At 35.6% G+C, this 18,287-nt stretch carries 16 protein-coding genes; 2 read left to right on the top strand and 14 right to left on the bottom strand.

The window, feature by feature from the left end:
- Nucleotides 1-6 precede the first annotated feature (6 nt).
- The 13 genes from helD to HW423_RS04725 all read right to left on the bottom strand — a co-directional run bounded on the left by helD (nt 7) and on the right by HW423_RS04725 (nt 13,020).
- Complete coding sequence (gene helD, locus HW423_RS04785; RefSeq protein ID WP_218930800.1) at nt 7-2,190, bottom strand: RNA polymerase recycling motor HelD; 2,184 nt, start codon at nt 2,188-2,190, stop codon at nt 7-9.
- 152 nt (nt 2,191-2,342) lie between these two features.
- Nucleotides 2,343-2,681 carry a HesB/YadR/YfhF family protein gene (locus tag HW423_RS04780; protein WP_328803120.1) on the bottom strand — a complete coding sequence of 113 codons (339 nt, stop codon included), beginning with the start codon at nt 2,679-2,681 and terminating at the stop codon, nt 2,343-2,345.
- Nucleotides 2,682-2,765: 84 nt separating this feature from the next.
- A complete protein-coding gene (locus HW423_RS04775; protein WP_218930799.1) occupies nt 2,766-3,395 on the bottom strand; it encodes a response regulator transcription factor in 630 nt (209 codons plus the stop codon).
- On the bottom strand, nt 3,392-4,459 hold the full coding sequence (locus tag HW423_RS04770; protein WP_218930798.1) for a sensor histidine kinase: 1,068 nt from the start codon (nt 4,457-4,459) through the stop codon (nt 3,392-3,394). Before HW423_RS04770 ends, HW423_RS04775 begins: the two co-directional genes overlap by 4 nt.
- Entirely contained in the window at nt 4,456-5,205 is a 750-nt protein-coding gene (gene liaF, locus HW423_RS04765) for a cell wall-active antibiotics response protein LiaF (RefSeq protein ID WP_218930797.1), read from the bottom strand. The genes HW423_RS04770 and liaF overlap by 4 nt, the downstream gene beginning before the upstream one ends.
- Before the next feature lie 130 nt (nt 5,206-5,335).
- Entirely contained in the window at nt 5,336-5,821 is a 486-nt protein-coding gene (gene greA / locus HW423_RS04760; RefSeq protein ID WP_138404648.1) for a transcription elongation factor GreA, read from the bottom strand.
- Nucleotides 5,822-5,956: 135 nt separating this feature from the next.
- The gene (gene udk / locus HW423_RS04755) at nt 5,957-6,583 is read right to left on the bottom strand and encodes a uridine kinase (RefSeq protein WP_218930796.1); all 627 of its coding nucleotides are present in this window, start codon (nt 6,581-6,583) and stop codon (nt 5,957-5,959) included.
- A 52-nt stretch (nt 6,584-6,635) separates the two neighbouring features.
- The gene (gene mltG / locus HW423_RS04750) at nt 6,636-7,877 is read right to left on the bottom strand and encodes an endolytic transglycosylase MltG (RefSeq protein ID WP_218930795.1); all 1,242 of its coding nucleotides are present in this window, start codon (nt 7,875-7,877) and stop codon (nt 6,636-6,638) included.
- 144 nt (nt 7,878-8,021) lie between these two features.
- Entirely contained in the window at nt 8,022-8,324 is a 303-nt protein-coding gene (locus tag HW423_RS04745; protein ID WP_218930794.1) for a DUF1292 domain-containing protein, read from the bottom strand.
- 19 nt (nt 8,325-8,343) lie between these two features.
- Nucleotides 8,344-8,784: a Holliday junction resolvase RuvX gene (gene ruvX / locus HW423_RS04740; protein WP_235956305.1), complete on the bottom strand. Its 441-nt coding sequence runs from the start codon at nt 8,782-8,784 to the stop codon at nt 8,344-8,346.
- Nucleotides 8,784-9,044 carry an IreB family regulatory phosphoprotein gene (locus tag HW423_RS04735; RefSeq protein ID WP_218930793.1) on the bottom strand — a complete coding sequence of 87 codons (261 nt, stop codon included), beginning with the start codon at nt 9,042-9,044 and terminating at the stop codon, nt 8,784-8,786. Before HW423_RS04735 ends, ruvX begins: the two co-directional genes overlap by 1 nt.
- Before the next feature lie 233 nt (nt 9,045-9,277).
- The gene (gene alaS / locus HW423_RS04730; protein WP_218930792.1) at nt 9,278-11,935 is read right to left on the bottom strand and encodes an alanine--tRNA ligase; all 2,658 of its coding nucleotides are present in this window, start codon (nt 11,933-11,935) and stop codon (nt 9,278-9,280) included.
- Nucleotides 11,936-12,216: 281 nt separating this feature from the next.
- Nucleotides 12,217-13,020: a Cof-type HAD-IIB family hydrolase gene (locus HW423_RS04725; protein WP_218930791.1), complete on the bottom strand. Its 804-nt coding sequence runs from the start codon at nt 13,018-13,020 to the stop codon at nt 12,217-12,219.
- Between the two features lie 228 nt (nt 13,021-13,248).
- On the opposite strand from HW423_RS04725, the gene HW423_RS04720 reads away from it, so the two are divergent.
- Together HW423_RS04720 and HW423_RS04715 are read left to right on the top strand one after the other, a co-directional pair.
- On the top strand, nt 13,249-14,193 hold the full coding sequence (locus HW423_RS04720; protein ID WP_218930790.1) for a diacylglycerol/lipid kinase family protein: 945 nt from the start codon (nt 13,249-13,251) through the stop codon (nt 14,191-14,193).
- Between the two features lie 21 nt (nt 14,194-14,214).
- Nucleotides 14,215-15,564: a D-serine ammonia-lyase gene (locus HW423_RS04715; RefSeq protein ID WP_218930789.1), complete on the top strand. Its 1,350-nt coding sequence runs from the start codon at nt 14,215-14,217 to the stop codon at nt 15,562-15,564.
- Between the two features lie 62 nt (nt 15,565-15,626).
- On the opposite strand, the gene recD2 is transcribed toward HW423_RS04715, so the two are convergent.
- Nucleotides 15,627-18,089, bottom strand: coding sequence for an SF1B family DNA helicase RecD2 (gene recD2, locus HW423_RS04710; RefSeq protein ID WP_218930788.1), 2,463 nt, complete (start codon nt 18,087-18,089; stop codon nt 15,627-15,629).
- Nucleotides 18,090-18,287 lie beyond the last annotated feature (198 nt).

Genomic DNA, 18,287 nt, shown 5'->3' with positions numbered 1-18,287 from the left:
ACTTTACTACTGAAGAAACTCAGTCAACTGATCTTCATATGTAATAAATAGATTTTTCATAGCTCTAGAACTTGCCGTATAAAGAATTCGCTTATCACGTTGCGAATGATAATGTGCGTTTGATGCATTATAAATTAAGACGTTATCAAATTCCAACCCTTTAGATAAACTAATTGGAATAATAGTTAGATTTAATCGTTCCAAAAGTTCTTGGCCTAGAGATTGTTCCAGTTCTTCAGCCTCAACCATTGTTTTAGTGATCAATGTTAATGCTTTTCCATCTAACTCTTGATTTACCACTTCTAATAGCTTCAAATAGTCAGTTCGATTATCAACTTTGACAATTTTCGGTTCATTTCCAGCTGGTCGAATCGGAACAATCTCCCACTCATCGTTATTCGTTGCGAGTCGATTAAATAAGCGAGTGATTGATCCACTTGACCGGTAACTATTCACTAATTGGTATAACTCAACATTCTCTGAGCGGGCTGAGAAATTATTGATAATATCTTGGAATTTGATATTCGCATTAAATATCGCTTGGTTCTCATCCCCTACCATGGTAAACGCTGATTTAGGGAATAAGCTCACTAATAATCGAATTTGTGCTTCTGTATAGTCTTGTACTTCGTCTACTAGAACAAATCGCATATTTGTTAGTGATAACTTTTCAATGAAACGATTATAAATATAAATAAATGCAACAGCTTCGTCTATACTTAATATACCCTCTGGATTGAATTGATAAACTTCTTGTGTGTATGCAAAATAAATCTTTTCAAAAATCCCTTGTAAATTAATCCAAGCTAAACCACGAACATCACGGGTTACTTGACTATATTGAATTTGGACATATCTTTTGGCATATTTACTAATCGTTTGGGGGGAATCATCCGTAATCAGTTCATTAAAGAACTTTTGTTGTAAGGATTCAGGTAATGACATCACTCGGTCAATCACTTTAGATTTTTGAGCTAATTTAGTCATTCGTCTCTCCCAATTACTTGATAATAATTGTCGCGTTGCTTGAATACGAGCAATTAAGGGAGAACTATCAGGTGTCTGTTCAAAAGCTTTGATGATTTTTTCAGTCGAAACAATTTCTTTGTCTTTACGTAATACCGGATTAAAGAAATCCATATGATGTAAAATCAGCTCTTCTGAATCATTAATAAAATCAATAAATGAAGCACTTCGAATAATCTCTGTTTGTTTTGGAACGTCTTGGCTACTTATTCGATTAAAATACGTTTGTTCATCTTCTAACTCCATTGATAAGTGTCTTCCTACAAATTGTAAAAGAGTCATATTCAATGGCGTTTTCTCACCAAGTGACGGGAGCACATTAGATATATACGATACAAAATGCTCATTCGGAGATAATATTAAAATATTATCTGAGGTGATCTCTTTACGGTATGAATAGAGTAAATACGCAATTCTTTGCATAATCGTAGAAGTTTTTCCACTCCCAGCTACTCCATTGACTAAAATAATCGGATGTTTCGTATCTCGAATAATCACATTCTGCTCACTTTGAATGGTAGATGTAATATCTTGCATTAAACTCGAGCTATCTTGTTCTAGGGCTTCTAGTAAGACATCATCTTGAATCGAGACCGATGTGTCGAAAAACTTCACTAAAGTATCTTTGTCGATAACGAATTGTCTACGTTTATCAATTTCCACATCAATTGTAATACCATTCACTTCATAAGCAGATTCTCCTGTTGTATTATTGTAGAATAACTCTGCGATTGGAGAACGCCAGTCATAGACAAACTTTGCGTAATTATCATCATCAAAACTATTAATGCCTATATAGAAAGATTCTGCTTCTTCATCATCTAGAAAATCAACGTCCACTTTACCAAAATAGGGAGCATCTAATGATCGTTTGACTTTTTCTAATAATTTTTCTGCTGAGATAATGCGTGAATTCATTTGGTCAATCTCGCGGTTCTTCATCTCAATTGTTGAAAAAGTGTCCATATTATCAGAAAAACTACTAAAATCTACCCGAACATCTTCGGACATCTTTTGTACAAAAGTAAGCCCCTCTTCACGAGCTTCTTTAACAAATGCATCGAGACTATCTCTACTTTGTAACATTTTCTTATATACAAAGTCCAGATATTCCGCTTCTTTAGCAAATTCTTTCTCGTAATCATGCGAATTGTTCTGAGTCATCAACTGCATCCCCCTTTTCTTTACTGCATCTTGTTGAAAAAATTGCCGAATAGCTATCTTATACCGACTAGACGTATTATGCAACAACAAAATAGCTACCATTAGCAATTTTTTGCTAACGATAGCTATAAATTTTATTTAATAGTTTGGACCTAGTTTAAATCCACACCGTCTTTACGGTAAATATATTTTGGTTCATTCAATTCATCATTAAAAGAAACAACTAAGTCATGCTCTTTAAAGAACCACTCATCGTCTTTCTCAATAAAGAATAATAAGCCATTCTCAGAAGTAAATGTAACAATTGGTGAATGCGGCTCTGTAGGTTCAACTTGTAAAGCGAATGAATCTTGTACTGGGCTACTTCCGTAGATCATTGTTTTAAAGCGAATTCCTGCACCTTCAGCTCTTCCAACTTCTTCTTCAAACCATTTGACTGCTTTATCTTCAACAATTAATTCCATATATATGTGCGTGGCATAAATAGCCACTTCCTCCTTTTATTATCACTACGTTTTGAGTATAAATGATTTTTATTATAATAACCAGTATTCTGCTTGAATAAATTGAATTGCTTATACGAGCTCATGCTGGTAAGCATAGATAGTTGCTTGTGTGCGGTCATTTACTTCAAGTTTAGATAAGATATTCGAAACATGTGTTTTTACTGTTTTTAGCGTGATGTATAACTCATCTGCAATTTCTTGATTTGTATACCCTTTTGAAACTAATAATAATACTTCTAATTCACGATTGGTTAAATCATCGTGTGCTTGTTTTTGTCTGGATTTATCTTCATATTCTAACAACTTACTTGTTACTTCAGGTCCCATTACCGTGTCACCTTCGTAAGTCGCACGGATAGCATCCGCAATTTCACTGGCTGAAGATGTTTTTAATAAATAACTCTTAGCGCCAGCTTCAATCGCAGGATAGACTTTTTCGTCGTCGATGAAAGATGTCACAATAATAATTTTGGCTTCTGGCCACTCTTCCATAATTTTTTGAGTCGCTTCTACTCCATCCATGACTTCCATCACCAAATCCATCAAGATGATGTCTGGTTTATATTCTAATGCTTTGTGATAACCCATAAGACCATTTTCAGCCTCCCCGACCACTTTGATGTCGGGTTGGACATCCAAGTAGGATGACACCCCTAAACGTACCATCTCATGATCATCGACTAATAATACTTTAATCATACATTTACCTCTCTTCTCGAAATGGGAATTTGAATATCGATGGATGTTCCTTTACCAATTGAACTAATTATATTCAATATTCCGCCTAAACTCTTCACACGCTCTTCCATATTTCGAAGCCCGTAATTACCTTTTTGTTTAGCTGTGCTCACATCAAATCCTTGCCCATCATCAATAATTTTTAATTGAATTGAATGTTTGTCTTGAGTTAAATAAATTTCAACTTTATTCGCTTTCGCATGCCGCATCGTATTAGATATAGCTTCTTGTACGATTCGGAATAAGTGATCTTCAATCCCACTATCAACTTTTACGGGTTCAAGATTCCAATGAATTTCCATTGGGATCTTCGTATCTAATTCTTCTAACAAGTGTTTAATACCTTGATCGAGACGTTGATCCACTAAGTCAATCGGTCTTAAGTGAAGGAGTAAAGCCCGCATCTCAGTTTGGGCATTTCCAATAATCTCTTCAACTTTTTTCACAGAGTTTGTTACCGACAGCTCTTCTCTCTCAGCAACTTCACTAATAGCTGAAATCATCATCGTCGCAGCGAATAATTGCTGACTGACAGAATCATGCAACTCACGTGCAATCCGATTACGTTCATTCTCAATAATCTCTTCTTTAGTATCTTCACCTACAAACACTGGCGCTGCCGTATATTCTTGAAGATCAGCCGAAAGATCAACAATCTTATCCCGTAGTCGATTGATATCTTTCGCCGTTTGTCTTGAAGCATCAAACCAATTTCCGCCTTGTAATTCTTTGCGGAATATTTCATTTTGATACTTTCCTAATAATAACCAATTAATTCGTGCTCTAATTTGTTCAAAAGGTGAACTTAGAGCAACTGTTAGTATAATCGCTAACACGATACTCAAAGTTAAGATAAAAGCGATAATAATCAAATACACTGGAATATTAAAAAACGCAACGGTAAACACCTCTGATAGTGTCATCACATTTAATTCAAAAATTAGAATTCCAAAAATAATGACGACAACGGCTGAAAAACTAAAAAATTGAAAGAAGAATAAATGAGTCCATAAACGAAAATTCATAAAATAATCACCTCAACATCTCCAAATGTCACTGATACAATGACATTCACTTTTCGATTTGAGTCCCCATAATCTGGACTCATCCAACGAAAATTATCAGCTGTCAATGAATAACGTTGGGATTCAAATACGACTCCTCCTGAAATTGTACTGATATTTAACTTCACACCAATATCATTAGGAATAATTAATCGCGTTCGACCGAACAACTTTCTAATAACAATCGTCGTCTCTCCTTGAGGTAAGATGGTATTACCAAAATCTAAGATATGATTACCTCCGAACAGAACAATATTCACATCATCCCATTCAAATTCAACTTTCTTCTCTCTGTATGAATCAAAAAGCGATTCTTGATCCAGAACCGTTCGCTGTTCACTTTGGGGTTCAATCAGTTTTACCCCTAAGTAATTACTTTCAGACTTCTTAGGTAAGATTAACGCACTTTTAAAATGAATTAACTCATTGCCATCTTTACTTCTGAATAAAATTAAAAACAAGATGATCACTAATAATAATACCCAAACTGATTGAATCATAAGCAAACTTAAGATGAGTAAAAATAAAGCTGCGACAAAAATTATTAAACGAAGGATACGATTTCCAATAAATAACCCGACGATAAATAGTATAAAAGATACTCCGATAAGACCTATAATTTTCCAGTCTAAAAAGATGTCAAATAATATAAGCACTAGACTAATCGCAAATACAATAAAAATGTTTTGTCTTAAAAAATTTTGCATAAAACACCTCTGTTCCATAAAATTAGTATAACAGATTCTGAAGTAGAAAATGAATTTCACTTCACATTTTCCAATAAAAATAAGTCTGCCTTATAAAAAGACAGACTTATTAATACTTAACTATTCAAGATTATTCATCAGCTGCTTCAATTTTGATGATTTTAACATCAAAAGATCCGCCTGGAGTTTGAATCGAAACAACATCATTTAATTTTTTACCTAAAATTGCTTGGGCAATCGGTGAATCATTAGAAATTTTATATTCTAATGGGTCGGCTTCTGCACTACCAACAATTGTATACGTTTCTTCGTCGCCATCTGGTACTTCAACAAAAGTAACTTTACGACCTAATGAAACTTCATCTTTAGCAACGTCTTTATCATCAATAATTTCTGCGAAACGAATCATATTTTCAATACTTGAAATACGACCTTCCACAAAAGCTTGCTCATCTTTAGCTGATTCATACTCAGAGTTCTCTGATAAATCCCCAAAACTTCTTGCGATTTTAATACGTTCAATAATTTCTTTACGTTTATTGACTTTTAAATCTTCTAATTCTTGTTCTAATTTTTCTTTACCTGATAAAGTCATTGGATAGACTTTTTGATCCATGTTATTCTCTCCTTCTTGAAACGATAGAAATAAGATAGCACGTTATTTACTATTTTTCAATCTAAATTTTTACTTTTTTATATAAAAGAATAATAAACAATCGTATTTTACCGCTAATCACGATCGTTTATGTAATTATTTTTGATTCAAGATTGTTCCAATCTTCGTTGTTAATAAGTCAATCGCAACTTGATTGTAGCCACCTTCTGGCACGATGATATCAGCATAACGTTTCGTAGGTTCGATGAATTGGTGGAACATCGGTTTCACAACCTCTACGTATTGTTTAATCACTGACTCAACCGTTCTACCTCGTTCATTAATATCACGAAGTATTCGTCTAGCTAAGCGAATGTCGTCGTCAGTATCTACATACACTTTAATATCCATTAAGTCTCGGATACGTTTATCATCTAATATTAAAATTCCTTCAACGATAATAACATCACGGGAAACTTCATATTTCGTTTCATTACTTCGTGTATGATTTGTAAAATCATAAATTGGTTTCTCAATTGAACCACCTTCAATTAATGTCACCAGATGATTGTAAAATAAATCATTATCAAACGCTAATGGATGATCATAATTTGTCTTCAATCTCTCTTCTAGTGGAAGGTCACTTTGATTTTTATAATAATAATCTTGTTGTAACAACATTACTGATAGTCCTTCGAAAGTTTCTAATATTCGACTACTTACACTCGATTTTCCACTTCCTGAACCACCGGAAACGCCAATTACTACTGGTTTCGTCCCCATAAACAATCTCGCTTTCTATGTTTAATTATAACTGTAAAATTGAGTTTCAATCTTACTCAACCGATTCGTCAACAACTTCCTCAGTTTCCTCAATTTCTGCAACTTCTTCATCTGTTGTAGTTTCATCTTCGCCAGCTTCTTCTTCAATGGAAGCTTGTCGACTATTTACAAATTCTTCAACTAACGCGTCGTGTTCTTCAATTGTGCTTGAATAATATATTTCCTGCGTATCAATATCAGCCACGAAGTAATAATAATCATTCCATGTAGGATAGATTGCAGCAACAATCGCTTGGTAACTTGGTGTTCCAATCGGACCAGGTGTTAATCCTTCATACATGTATAAGTTATACGGTGAATCTACTTCTAAATCTGTATAAGTTACAAATTCTCGATGCTCACCTAAAGCATATAAGACCGTTACATCCGATTGAAGTGGCATACCTACTTCTAGACGATTATAGAACACACCTGAAACAAGACCACGATCTTCTTCCGTAATTGCTTCGCGTTCAATAATTGAGGCAAGTGATAATACTTCATGATAAGAAAGGTACGTATTCGTTAAATCATCCACTAAACGTTGATAATTTAAATTCGAGGCACTGACCATTTCTGTAATTAATTCTTGCGCCGTCATTCCAGCAAAGTAATCATAAGTTGCTGGGAATAAGTAACCCTCTAAAGTATAATTTAAGCCTTCTAATTGCGTTACTTCTTCTAAAAGTGAAGGGAATTGGCTTTGAAGATTTGTTATGAATTCCTCATCTTGAACAGTATCCATAAACTCTTCTTCTGTAATCGCTGTATTCTCGTTAACGAGGGTAGCAATTTCGTCAATAGTTGTCCCTTCAATCACTGTGATAGTTGTATCTGCATCAACAAAGATTGGTTCCCCACCCGCTTGAATTGTTGTTAGAACTTGTTGTGCATCCATCGATGGTGAAAACTCATAATGGCCCGCTTGAAGTGCTTCTTCATTATTGGCCTTCATATAAATTCCAAAGATATCCGCATGACGGACAATCCCATTCTCTTCAAGTATATTCGCAACATCATCTGAAGTACTATCAAAAGGTATCGTCACTTCTACTAGTTGATCATTATTCGAATTAACTGGACTTAATGCTCTCGTTACATAGAAATAACCAAATATAGCCGTGCCCACTACAATTAATATAATTAGTAAAATAATAATGCGAACGATTCGGTTGGTCCACAATCGCTCTTTCACGCGTTCCGTCTCGGTTTCCTTGGCACGTTGTTTAATATCTTCCCAAGATTCTTTTGACATAGTTTCTCCTTTAGTTTGAACATTTTATTGAAAGATTATAACAGAGAAGTAGTACTATTACCATAATACTTCTATTACAAAAACATCACACATCTACCGATAGGTAAAGGTGTGACGTATTGTAAATCATTCTGTTATCTTAAACTACTCATCTTCATCTAACAAGAATGTATTAAGTACTTCCTCAACCATGTCCCATTCTTCTTCAGTTTGGATAGGTTGTAAAGCTCCTGTTGTTCCATCTTCAGCTTCAGTGTATGAAAATGCTTGTAATTCAACATCTTCTTCTTCATTTGTTCCAGCTGGATAAACTAAAACATAGCTTTTTTGGAAATCTTCTGAATCAAAAGTAAATAAAATTTCGTGTAGCGTTTCATTTCCCTCTTCGTCAAAGATGGTAATATATTCATGTTCGTTGTGGTGTTCATGATTGTGTTCGTTTTCCATATTAAGTAATCTCCTTAAATCATAGTTGTGGTTTTGAATCTAAATAGTTTTGTAAAATGATGACAGCTGCGACTTTATCAATAACTTTTTTGCGTTTCTTACGGGAAACATTCCCCTCGTTAATTAACATCTTTTCTGCTTGAGAAGTTGTTAATCGCTCATCTTGATACACGACTTCTACGTCTGGATGATGCTCTTTAATAAGATCACCATATCTCATGGAAGCCTCTGCTCTTGGACCAATGGAGTTATTCATATTCTTTGGAAATCCAATGACGACTGTATTAACATCCTCTGATTTTATAATTTCACTCAGACGTTCAATTCCAAATTCGTTCGCATCTTCATCAATTCTAATCGTTTCTAACCCTTGGGCCGTCCAGCCAAGTAAATCACTGAGTGCGACTCCGACTGTCTTTGAACCAACATCTAGACCCATAGCTCTTTGATATTTGCTCATTAACTCTCTTCTTGTGTTAGATAGAATTCTACTAACTTCTCCAGAATTTCATCTCGTTCATGACGACGTATTAAGTTACGTGCATCGCGGTGACGAGGGATATATGCAGGATCTCCTGAAAGTAAATAACCAACTATTTGATTAATTGGATCATACCCTTTTTCTTCAAGTGCGCTATAGACTATCTCCAATGTTTCTCTTACTGTGTGTTTATTAATATCGTCCAGTTTGAATAGTATTGTTTCATCTAATGATTGCATCGCTTTCACCAAACCTTTCATATCTGTAAAGCCATCGATCTTAGATCTTTTGCGATGTACTTCGAGTTAACAACATTCTAACATACTTTGCGTATAATTACTTAGTAAATTCCTTCGCAAGCTATCATTTGTAATGGAATTGTCACAATCAATGCTAAAAAGCACAAGGAAAGAACAAATAGCATTGGAAACGATTTATTCAATCCAATCTGTCTGTTCTTTCTCAAGTAAACTTATGCTTCTTTAATTGTTGCTTTTATTGCCTCAGGGATTGCATTAATCATGTCTTGAATTCCTGCAGGTTTTTTCCCTCCAGCTTGAGCCATTTGTGGTCGTCCACCACCGCCACCGCCAATTAATTTAGCTAATGGTTTAATAATATCTCCCGCTTTTGTTCCTTTTGCGACAGTTTCATCATCAACAAAGACTAATAAAGTCGCTTTATCATCTTGGTTAGATACTGCCACTAGGATATTTGATGCTTGTTTTTCACGCCAAACATCTCCTAATTGGCGTAAGCCATCTGCTGATTGGTTTTCTTGAACGACACTTACAAAAGTGATGCCTTCAACTTCTTCAGTCTCTTTGAATAAATTACCAGATTCTTCTTGTAATAATTTTGCAGATAGAGATTCCACTTTAGAGTGCGCTTCTTTCAATTCTTCTTGTAATTGGTGAATGCGAGGTAGAAGCTGTTGCGTTTGTTGGACTTTTAATTCAGCTTGAACAGCTTGTAACATTGCTTCTTTCTCTTGGTAGTATTCAATCGCAGCTTGCCCTGTAAGAGCTTCGATACGGCGAATTCCCGCTCCAATCCCTGATTCACTCACTAATTTGAAGGTACCAATATCATTAGTATTTGATACGTGTGTTCCTCCACAAAGTTCAATCGACTCATTCCCAATGTTTACAACACGAACGACATCACCATATTTCTCACCGAATAATGCCATTGCGCCTAATGCTTTCGCTTCATCAATTGGCATTTCGTTAATATCAACGTTCACAGCATTTTCAATGAAGTCATTTACATATTGTTCAATCTGTTTTAACTCTTCATCTGTCACTTTACCAAAGTGCGAGAAGTCAAAGCGTAAGCGATCTGGCCCAACATAAGAACCTGATTGATTCGCATGCTCTCCTAAGATTGTCTTAAGAGCTTGGTGTAATAAGTGAGTTGCAGTATGATTTTGGTTTGTCTTCAGGCGAGTTTTACCATTTACGACTAGCGTATAAGATTGACCTTCGTTTAGACGCATGCTTAAGGGTTTTACTTTATGCATATATTGGCCGTTAGGTGCTTTTTGGACATCATTAACTTCTGCGATTAATTCACTTCCGTCGTAAATTCCACCTGAATCCGCTACTTGACCACCCATTTCAGCATAGAATGGACTGCGATTGAAGAATACCCACGCTTCTTCATTAATTAGAAGATGGTCTAAACTCTCTTCATCTTTAATGATCGCTTTGATTGTCGCATTGCTTGATAATTGGCTATGTCCAACGAATTCAAATTCAGATGTGACAGCTTGTAATGCTTCTGATTGTACTGACATACTTTCTTCATTCGATCTTGCAGCTCTCGCACGCTCACGTTGTTTCTCCATCTCTACTTCGAAGCCATCATTATCTACTGTAAAGTTGTTTTCTAATGCCATCTCTTCAGTTAATTCTAATGGGAATCCAAATGTGTCGTATAATTGGAAAGCTTGCGCTCCAGATACAACGGTCTTTCCTTCCTCTGTTAATTGGGCCAAGGTGTTTTCTAATTGCAACTCTCCATCGCCAATTGTTTCATGGAATCGTTCTTCTTCGTTTTTAATAATTGATTGAACGAAATCTAATTTCTCACTAAGTCCAGCGTAGTAGTCACCCATGATTTCAATGATAGTTGGAACTAAATCACTTAAGAATAAAGTTGTAATTCCTAAACGACGTCCATGCATAACACTTCGTCGGATTAAACGACGAATAATATAGCCACGGCCTTCATTCGATGGTAATGCACCATCACTAATCGCAAATGCAACGGCACGAATATGGTCAGCAATAACTTTGAAGCTGACTTTCCCTTCATTACTTTCGCTATATTTAATGCCATCCGATAGCGTTTCAATTTTTTCAATAATTGGCATAAATAAATCAGTTTCAAAGTTCGTTGGTGTATCTTGAATAACTGATACTAAACGCTCTAAGCCCATCCCTGTATCGACGTTTTTATGTGGAAGTGGTACATAAGTATCATCTGGCATATGGTTAAATTCAGAAAACACTAAGTTCCAAATTTCTAGCCAACGCTCATTTTCTCCACCAGGATAGTTTTCTGGATCATCTTCGGCAAGATTATTATACGATTCACCGCGGTCATAGAAAATTTCTGTGTCCGGCCCACAAGGTCCAGCACCAATATCCCAAAAGTTATCTTCAACTGGGACTAGGTGTGAGTTATCAAAGTTTGGAATAGCCTCCCATAACTCTTTTGTTTCAGTATCCTTTGGATAATAAGTGACAAATAATTTTTCTGGATCGAATGCTAACCATTTTTCTCCAGTTAAGAATTCCCAAGCCCATTCAATCGCTTCTTCTTTGAAATAATCTCCGATTGAAAAGTTTCCTAACATCTCAAATAAAGTATGGTGTCTTGCTGTGACACCTACGTTTCCAATGTCATTTGTACGAATACTCTTTTGAGAATTTGTAATTCTCGGATTTTCTGGCGTTTCCGTTCCATCAAAATATTTCTTAAGCGTTGCAACACCTGAGTTAATCCATAGTAAAGTTGGATCATTAATTGGTATTAGCGATGCACTCGGACGGACGTCATGACCTTTATCTTTATAAAATGTTAAAAATAAATCTCTAATTTCTGCACTTGTTAATTGTTTCATCCAAACACCCCTTTAAAATAATAAAAGAGCCGTTATATGCAAGGGCGACAATCGCGGTACCACCTCGCTTATAACAACTCAAGTTCTTATATCTCAATTGCCGTTAACGCCGACTTACGCTAAATTTTCACTTAGTTATACATGAGGAGCATCATCCTTATCGTTCCTTTCACCTAATGAAACGTCTCTGTAATTAAGTCTGATATGGTCTCAAATCATTAATATTATATATAATTAGCCTGATTAATGTCAACTATAAATAGACAAGTATAGATTGAATCTTAATAAAAATATTTGTCTAGAACTTGAACAACACCATCTTCATCATTTGTTCCTGTCACATCATCTGCAATCCCTTTCAGATAATCAGAAGCATTTCCCATCGCGACACCTACTCCTGCTACTTCGATCATTGGCGCATCATTATTCCCATCACCAACCGCCACAACTTCACTGATATCAATACCGATATGATTACATAGTCTTTGTAAACTCAGACCTTTAGAAACATCTCGGTGCATAAATTCCAGGAAGTAGTCTTTTGACGTCGTTGCATTTGTTGCTTTACCAAATTTTCCTTGGAGTTTTCCATTATGTTGTGCGACAATCTCTGGATCACCAACCGCGATGAACTTTAATTCTTCTGACTCTAAGTTATTCGCATAGTCACTGTCATAAATTGTTTCTAACCCAGTTAATTCACCTTCAATATGACTGTAATCATTCTCGCGACTTAAATAAACTTCATTATCACCATAAGCAATTAATGCTAAGCCTGAATCATGAATATATTGAACCAATTCTTTTTGTTCGTCCAAGTTCATTCGTTGGCTAAATAGCTCTTGCGCATTCTCCATACTTGTAACGACAGCTCCGTTAAAAGAAATCGCATGTGATTTATGATGGTCTAGCAATAATTCTTCGGCTTTTTGAACCGCTGATTTCGTTGGGCGTCCAGTTGCTAACACCAAGATAAAGCCATCCTCTTGGAATTGTATTAATCTTTCTTTAGTCACCGAACTAATTTCGTGATTACTATTTAATAAAGTATCATCAATATCCAAAACAAGCATTTTGTAAGACATATATACACTCCTAATCTTTTCAATATTAAGTCCGCTATATTGTATCATATTTTATGAGAAACTATGAGAATAGAATCACTTTTTTTCATTTAACTCTTATTAAAAACCTATTGTCAAATCCATAACAAAATATGACAATAGAAGTAATTCTTTATTAAAGATATAAATTTGAGTATAATTGGTCTTAGTGTTTAAACTCAAATTGATAAAGAAATAACGAGGTGCTTTATGACAAATCGCGTACATATAATATGTCATCCTGAAGCGGGTAGCGGAGATGGAAACACCATCTTAAAAAAAGTTCATAGTGAATTGGATAGTTTCCAAATGGAATACATTACTTACCTAACTGACTATTCGACCCATGCTGAAGTTTTAACTGAACAGCTAGTTAACCGTGGTCACAAAAAATATCAGGATTATTTAATGGTTGTTGGTGGGGATGGTACATTACATGAAGTGGTTCAAACTTTACACAAGAACCAAGCTGATATCCCAGTTACTTATGTTCCTGCTGGAACTGGAAATGATTTTTATCGAAGCTGGCAAAATGGCTTATCTGTCAGAGGTATCATTGAAATAATGTTATTCTCAGAAAAGCCCGTTTCAATTCCAATATTCACTTACAATGACCACATTACTAAACGACAAGGTGTCGTCTTAAATAATATGGGCTTTGGCTTCGATGCTGAGGTCAATTTTCGAGCTCAAAATCTTATTGAAAATTCTTTTTTATCAAAAATGGGTCTTGGAAAACTTTCGTATTTATTGGCTGTACTGCTTAGCTTAAATAGCGTGCGTCATTTTTCCGTATCGGGAAGTATTGATAATCATCAGTTTCATTATGATGATGTAAGTTTAGCTGGAATATTAAATTCCCCTACTTTAGGTGGTGGAATTAATATAGACCAATTAACAAGACCACATAATAATGAAATTGCTCTTGTCATCTACCGCGATATAAAATTATCGGTAATTTTTGATTTATTTATAAAAGTGTTAATTACAAAGAAAACAAACGAATCTGATAATATAGATCGATATACGGGTCAAAAATTACAGTTAAAAATCACTGATCCGATTAGAGGTCAGCTTGATGGAGAAGACATACCTCAAAAGCCAGTAAACATTGATTTGGCTTTATCATCTTATCCATTTTATTTACCTAATTAGAAGGAGTTGCGTTTTAAAGTTATGAATGAAATTTTACATAAAGAATACTTAGAAACTGATTTATTCAAAAAAATCCAATCAGCCCAACCTATTTTTTGGGAGAATAATTTAAAAATACCGTTTGTTGAAGCAACCGAGAAAGTTCCTTATTCAAAAAATGATGTTGATGATGCAGAGGCAAGGTTAAAACGCTTTGCCCCATTCATTATCAAGGCTTTCCCTGAAACAGCCATCAATAATGGCTTAATTGAATCTGAATTTACTGAAATTAATACAATGAAAGAATATCTAGAAGATACATATCAAACAACAATCTCTGGAAAACTTTTATTAAAACGTGATGATACCCTACCCATTGCTGGAACAATCAAAGCCCGGGGTGCAATCTACGAAGTATTAAAACATGCTGAAACACTTGCTTTAGAAAATGGTTTACTTGAATCAACGGATGATAATTATGAAAAATTCTTAAATGACGAATTCAATGAATTCTTCGCTCAACATAAAATTATGGTTGGAACAACTGGTAATTTAGGCATTAGTGTTGGTGTGATGGGAGCTAAATTAGGCTTTAATGTTACAGTTCATATGTCTACTGAAGCGAAGCAATGGAAAAAAGATTTATTGCGTTCAAGAGGTGTAAATGTCGTTGAGCACCAAACAAACTTTACGGAAGCTGTTAACCAAGGGAGAGCGGAATCTTTAAGCGATCCAACGTCTTACTTTGTTGATGATGAGCATTCGATTGAATTGTTTTTCGGTTATACGGTTGCTGCCAATCGTTTAGCAAGGCAATTAGAAGAAGCCAACATCAAAGTTGATGCTGAACATCCTTTATTTGTCTACTTACCTTGTGGTATCGGTGGAAGTCCAGGTGGAATTAGTTTTGGTTTAAAACAAATTTATGGTGACAATGTTCATTGTATCTTTGCTGAACCAACTCAGATGCCTTCAATGCTTTTAGGCTTAGCTACAAAAGAATTTGACGGTGTCACAGTAGATGATTTCGGGATAGAATCTCGTACTATTATGGATGGTTTGGCTGTCCCACGTACATCTGGTCTTATTTCACGCATCATGCAATATTACTTCGATGCTGGCTACACCCTTACAGAGGAAGAATCAATGCGTTTACTAGGCAAAATGATTGATTTAGAGGCTATTTCACTTGAGCCTGCTGCCCTAGCTGGTGTGGTAGGTGTGGTTCGTATGCTAACAACCGATTCAGGTCAAGATTTCTTAGCAAATCATCACCTTCAATCGAAACTAGATAAAGCCACTCATATCGTTTGGGCGACAGGTGGAAGTATGGTTCCTGAAGAAGATATGCAAGCATTTTACTTACAAGGAAAAGCAGTCGATAAAGACTAAATAAAAAAAGAGAGAGTCAACGTATTCGTTCATGAACGAGCACGTTGACTCTCTTTTGTATTTTAATTCGTTGAAGACATAAAATCATAAGGTGTGACACCGTCCATATTAATCATTGGATCAATTTGATTGATTGTCGCTTCCTTCAGTTCTAAAGATTCTTCAATTTGTTCTTCTAATTCCATTTGAATCGCTTCCGATTCAGGGTTTTGGTGACTGGCTTCGTCTTCTACTTTGGAGTTTTCTTCCGATTCATCTTCCTCATCTTCAGATGCTTCTTTGTCAAATTGAACCATCAATAAATCCCTTAAGAAGGTCTTACGAGGTTCTTTTTCACTTGTCACCGCTTTGTAGAAGCTATCAGGATTTCCAAGCATAATTAAGCTAGATTGTGCCCGTGTAATAGCTGTATATAAGATATCCTTTTGAAGTAATCGAGAGTACATATCGACCAAGGGCAGTATAACGAGAGGGTACTCACTCCCCTGCGCTTTATGAATCGAAGTACAGTACGCTAATGTAAGTTGATCTAAATCAGACTTCTTATAAATAAGCTCAACATTATCAAATGAGACGGTGATCTCTTCAACTTTTGAAGCCGTCTCTTTCTTAAAGTGTATTGCCTCAATGCGTCCAATATCTCCGTTATAAACACCGTCTTCAGAATTATTTACTAGTTGTAATACTTTATCTCCAACTCTAAACACAGAATCGAAGTGATTTATTTCTCGTTTTTTCGGTTTGGGTGGGTTTAATAATTCTTGTAATAAAGTATTGAGAGCGTTAATACCTGCCGGTCCTTTATACATGGGTGCAAGCACTTGTAAGTTTGTCGCATCAAAGCCTTTTTTCTTAGCCGCTACAATAATTTGTTGTACCACATGACCAATTTGTTGTGCTGGTGCTTGAATAAATGACCGATCATGTTGCTTCATTAAGAAATCTTCTGGTAAAAAACCTTGTCGAATCTTATGTGCCAAATCAATTATGGTACTATTTTGTGCTTGACGGTAGATTTTTTCTAAACGAAGTACGGGTAAAACATCTGATTCAATCAAATCACTAAAGACTTTTCCTGGTCCTACTGAAGGCAACTGGTCCTTATCCCCTACTAATACAACTTGTAAATGATACGGAATTGCTTGGACAAGCCAATTCATCAGCCAAGTATCAACCATCGACATTTCATCCACAATTAGCAGTGAACCATCTAATTCGGCTGCATAAAATTCATCAACCTGAGAATCACGATTATAGCCAATCAGTCGGTGAATGGTAGAGGCTGGTAAGCCGGTTGTTTCCTGCATTCGTTTAGCTGCTCGCCCTGTAGGTGCTGCAAGTAACACAGGATTTTCATCCACTTTTTTTGTTGCTTGTTCTAAATCATAGTCATGTAAGATTGAATGCAACAAGATAATCCCTTTTATTAAAGTCGTTTTCCCAGTCCCAGGTCCACCAGTTATCACTGAAATTGGAGATTGAATGGATGTTTTCAGAGCTTGTCGTTGACTCTCATCATAATTAATTCCACTGATTTTAACGACCTCTTCAATTGCCTCATCGATTTCATCTTCTTCAAAGCGTTCAATTTGTTCATACTGATAGTAATTATCGATTTTCTTAACGATATTTAATTCAGCATAATATAAGCTTGGTATCATTAAATTATCAACTAAACGCATTAACTGTTCATTTTGTACGGCTAATTCTACTGCTCGCTCCAATAACTCATCAGAAATTAAGTATCTTCGACTCGACTCTAATAATTTCCGTCCATTTTTCTTAGCCACTTCCTCAGGAACATATGTATCGCCATCGCTATTTGATAACTCTAATACAGATACATATATCCCTGCGACAATCCGGTTAATATCTTCAGCATCAAAATCTAATTGTTCTGCTAACTCGTCTGCTTTATTAAAGCCGATACCATCAACATCTTCAATTAATTTATATGGATTCTCTTTAATTAAAGTAATCGTTTCGCTTTCATATGCTCGGTATATTTTATCTGATAAGGCTGGACCAAAGCCCCATTCGCTTAATTGCATAAATATACGCTCAGTCCCTTGATGGCGTAGTAGCCCTTCGCGTAAGTCTTCGGCTTTTGCTTTTGATAAGCCAGTGACGTCTTTCAAGGCATTCGAGTCCGATATAATCGTATCGATAGCATCCTGGCCTAATTCATCAACAATGCGTTCCGCTAATACTTTCCCGATACCTTTAAAGCGGCTACTTGATAAATAGTCAACGAGCCCTTCGTAAGATGTCGGCGCTTTTTGTTGATACCTTGTTACAGCAAACTGTTCTCCATATTTGGGATGATTCGTTAATTTCCCAAAAAATTGATATTCCGTATCGAGATGAAGTGAAGCAAACATACCCGTAATGACTAATTCTTCATCTAACAATAAGTCAGTTTCATCTTGATCAACGCTAATACGGACAACTTTATAGAAGTTCGATGGATTCTCAAAAAAAATTGCTTCTACGACACCGACAACTAACTCTTCTCCTTGAGACATTTACTTCACCTCCTTATAATTTTTCTAACTCATGTATCATATCATAATCCGTACATGATTTTAAATCTGATTAAGGTGTGGAAGATGGAATTTTGTGAGGGAATTGGTGGTTAACTGGAGGAAATTTTTTGATTCTTCTAGTTAACGTATGACTAAAGATGCAGTAATGATGGTGTCCAGTACATTGCATATATCCAA

Origin of the sequence: Ruoffia halotolerans (assembly GCF_014049385.1) — a bacterium.
Classification (GTDB): Bacteria; Bacillota; Bacilli; order Lactobacillales; family Aerococcaceae; genus Ruoffia; species Ruoffia halotolerans.
The sequence above is the reverse complement of the archived record's forward strand: the minus strand, read 5'-3'. Positions and strand labels throughout refer to the sequence as shown.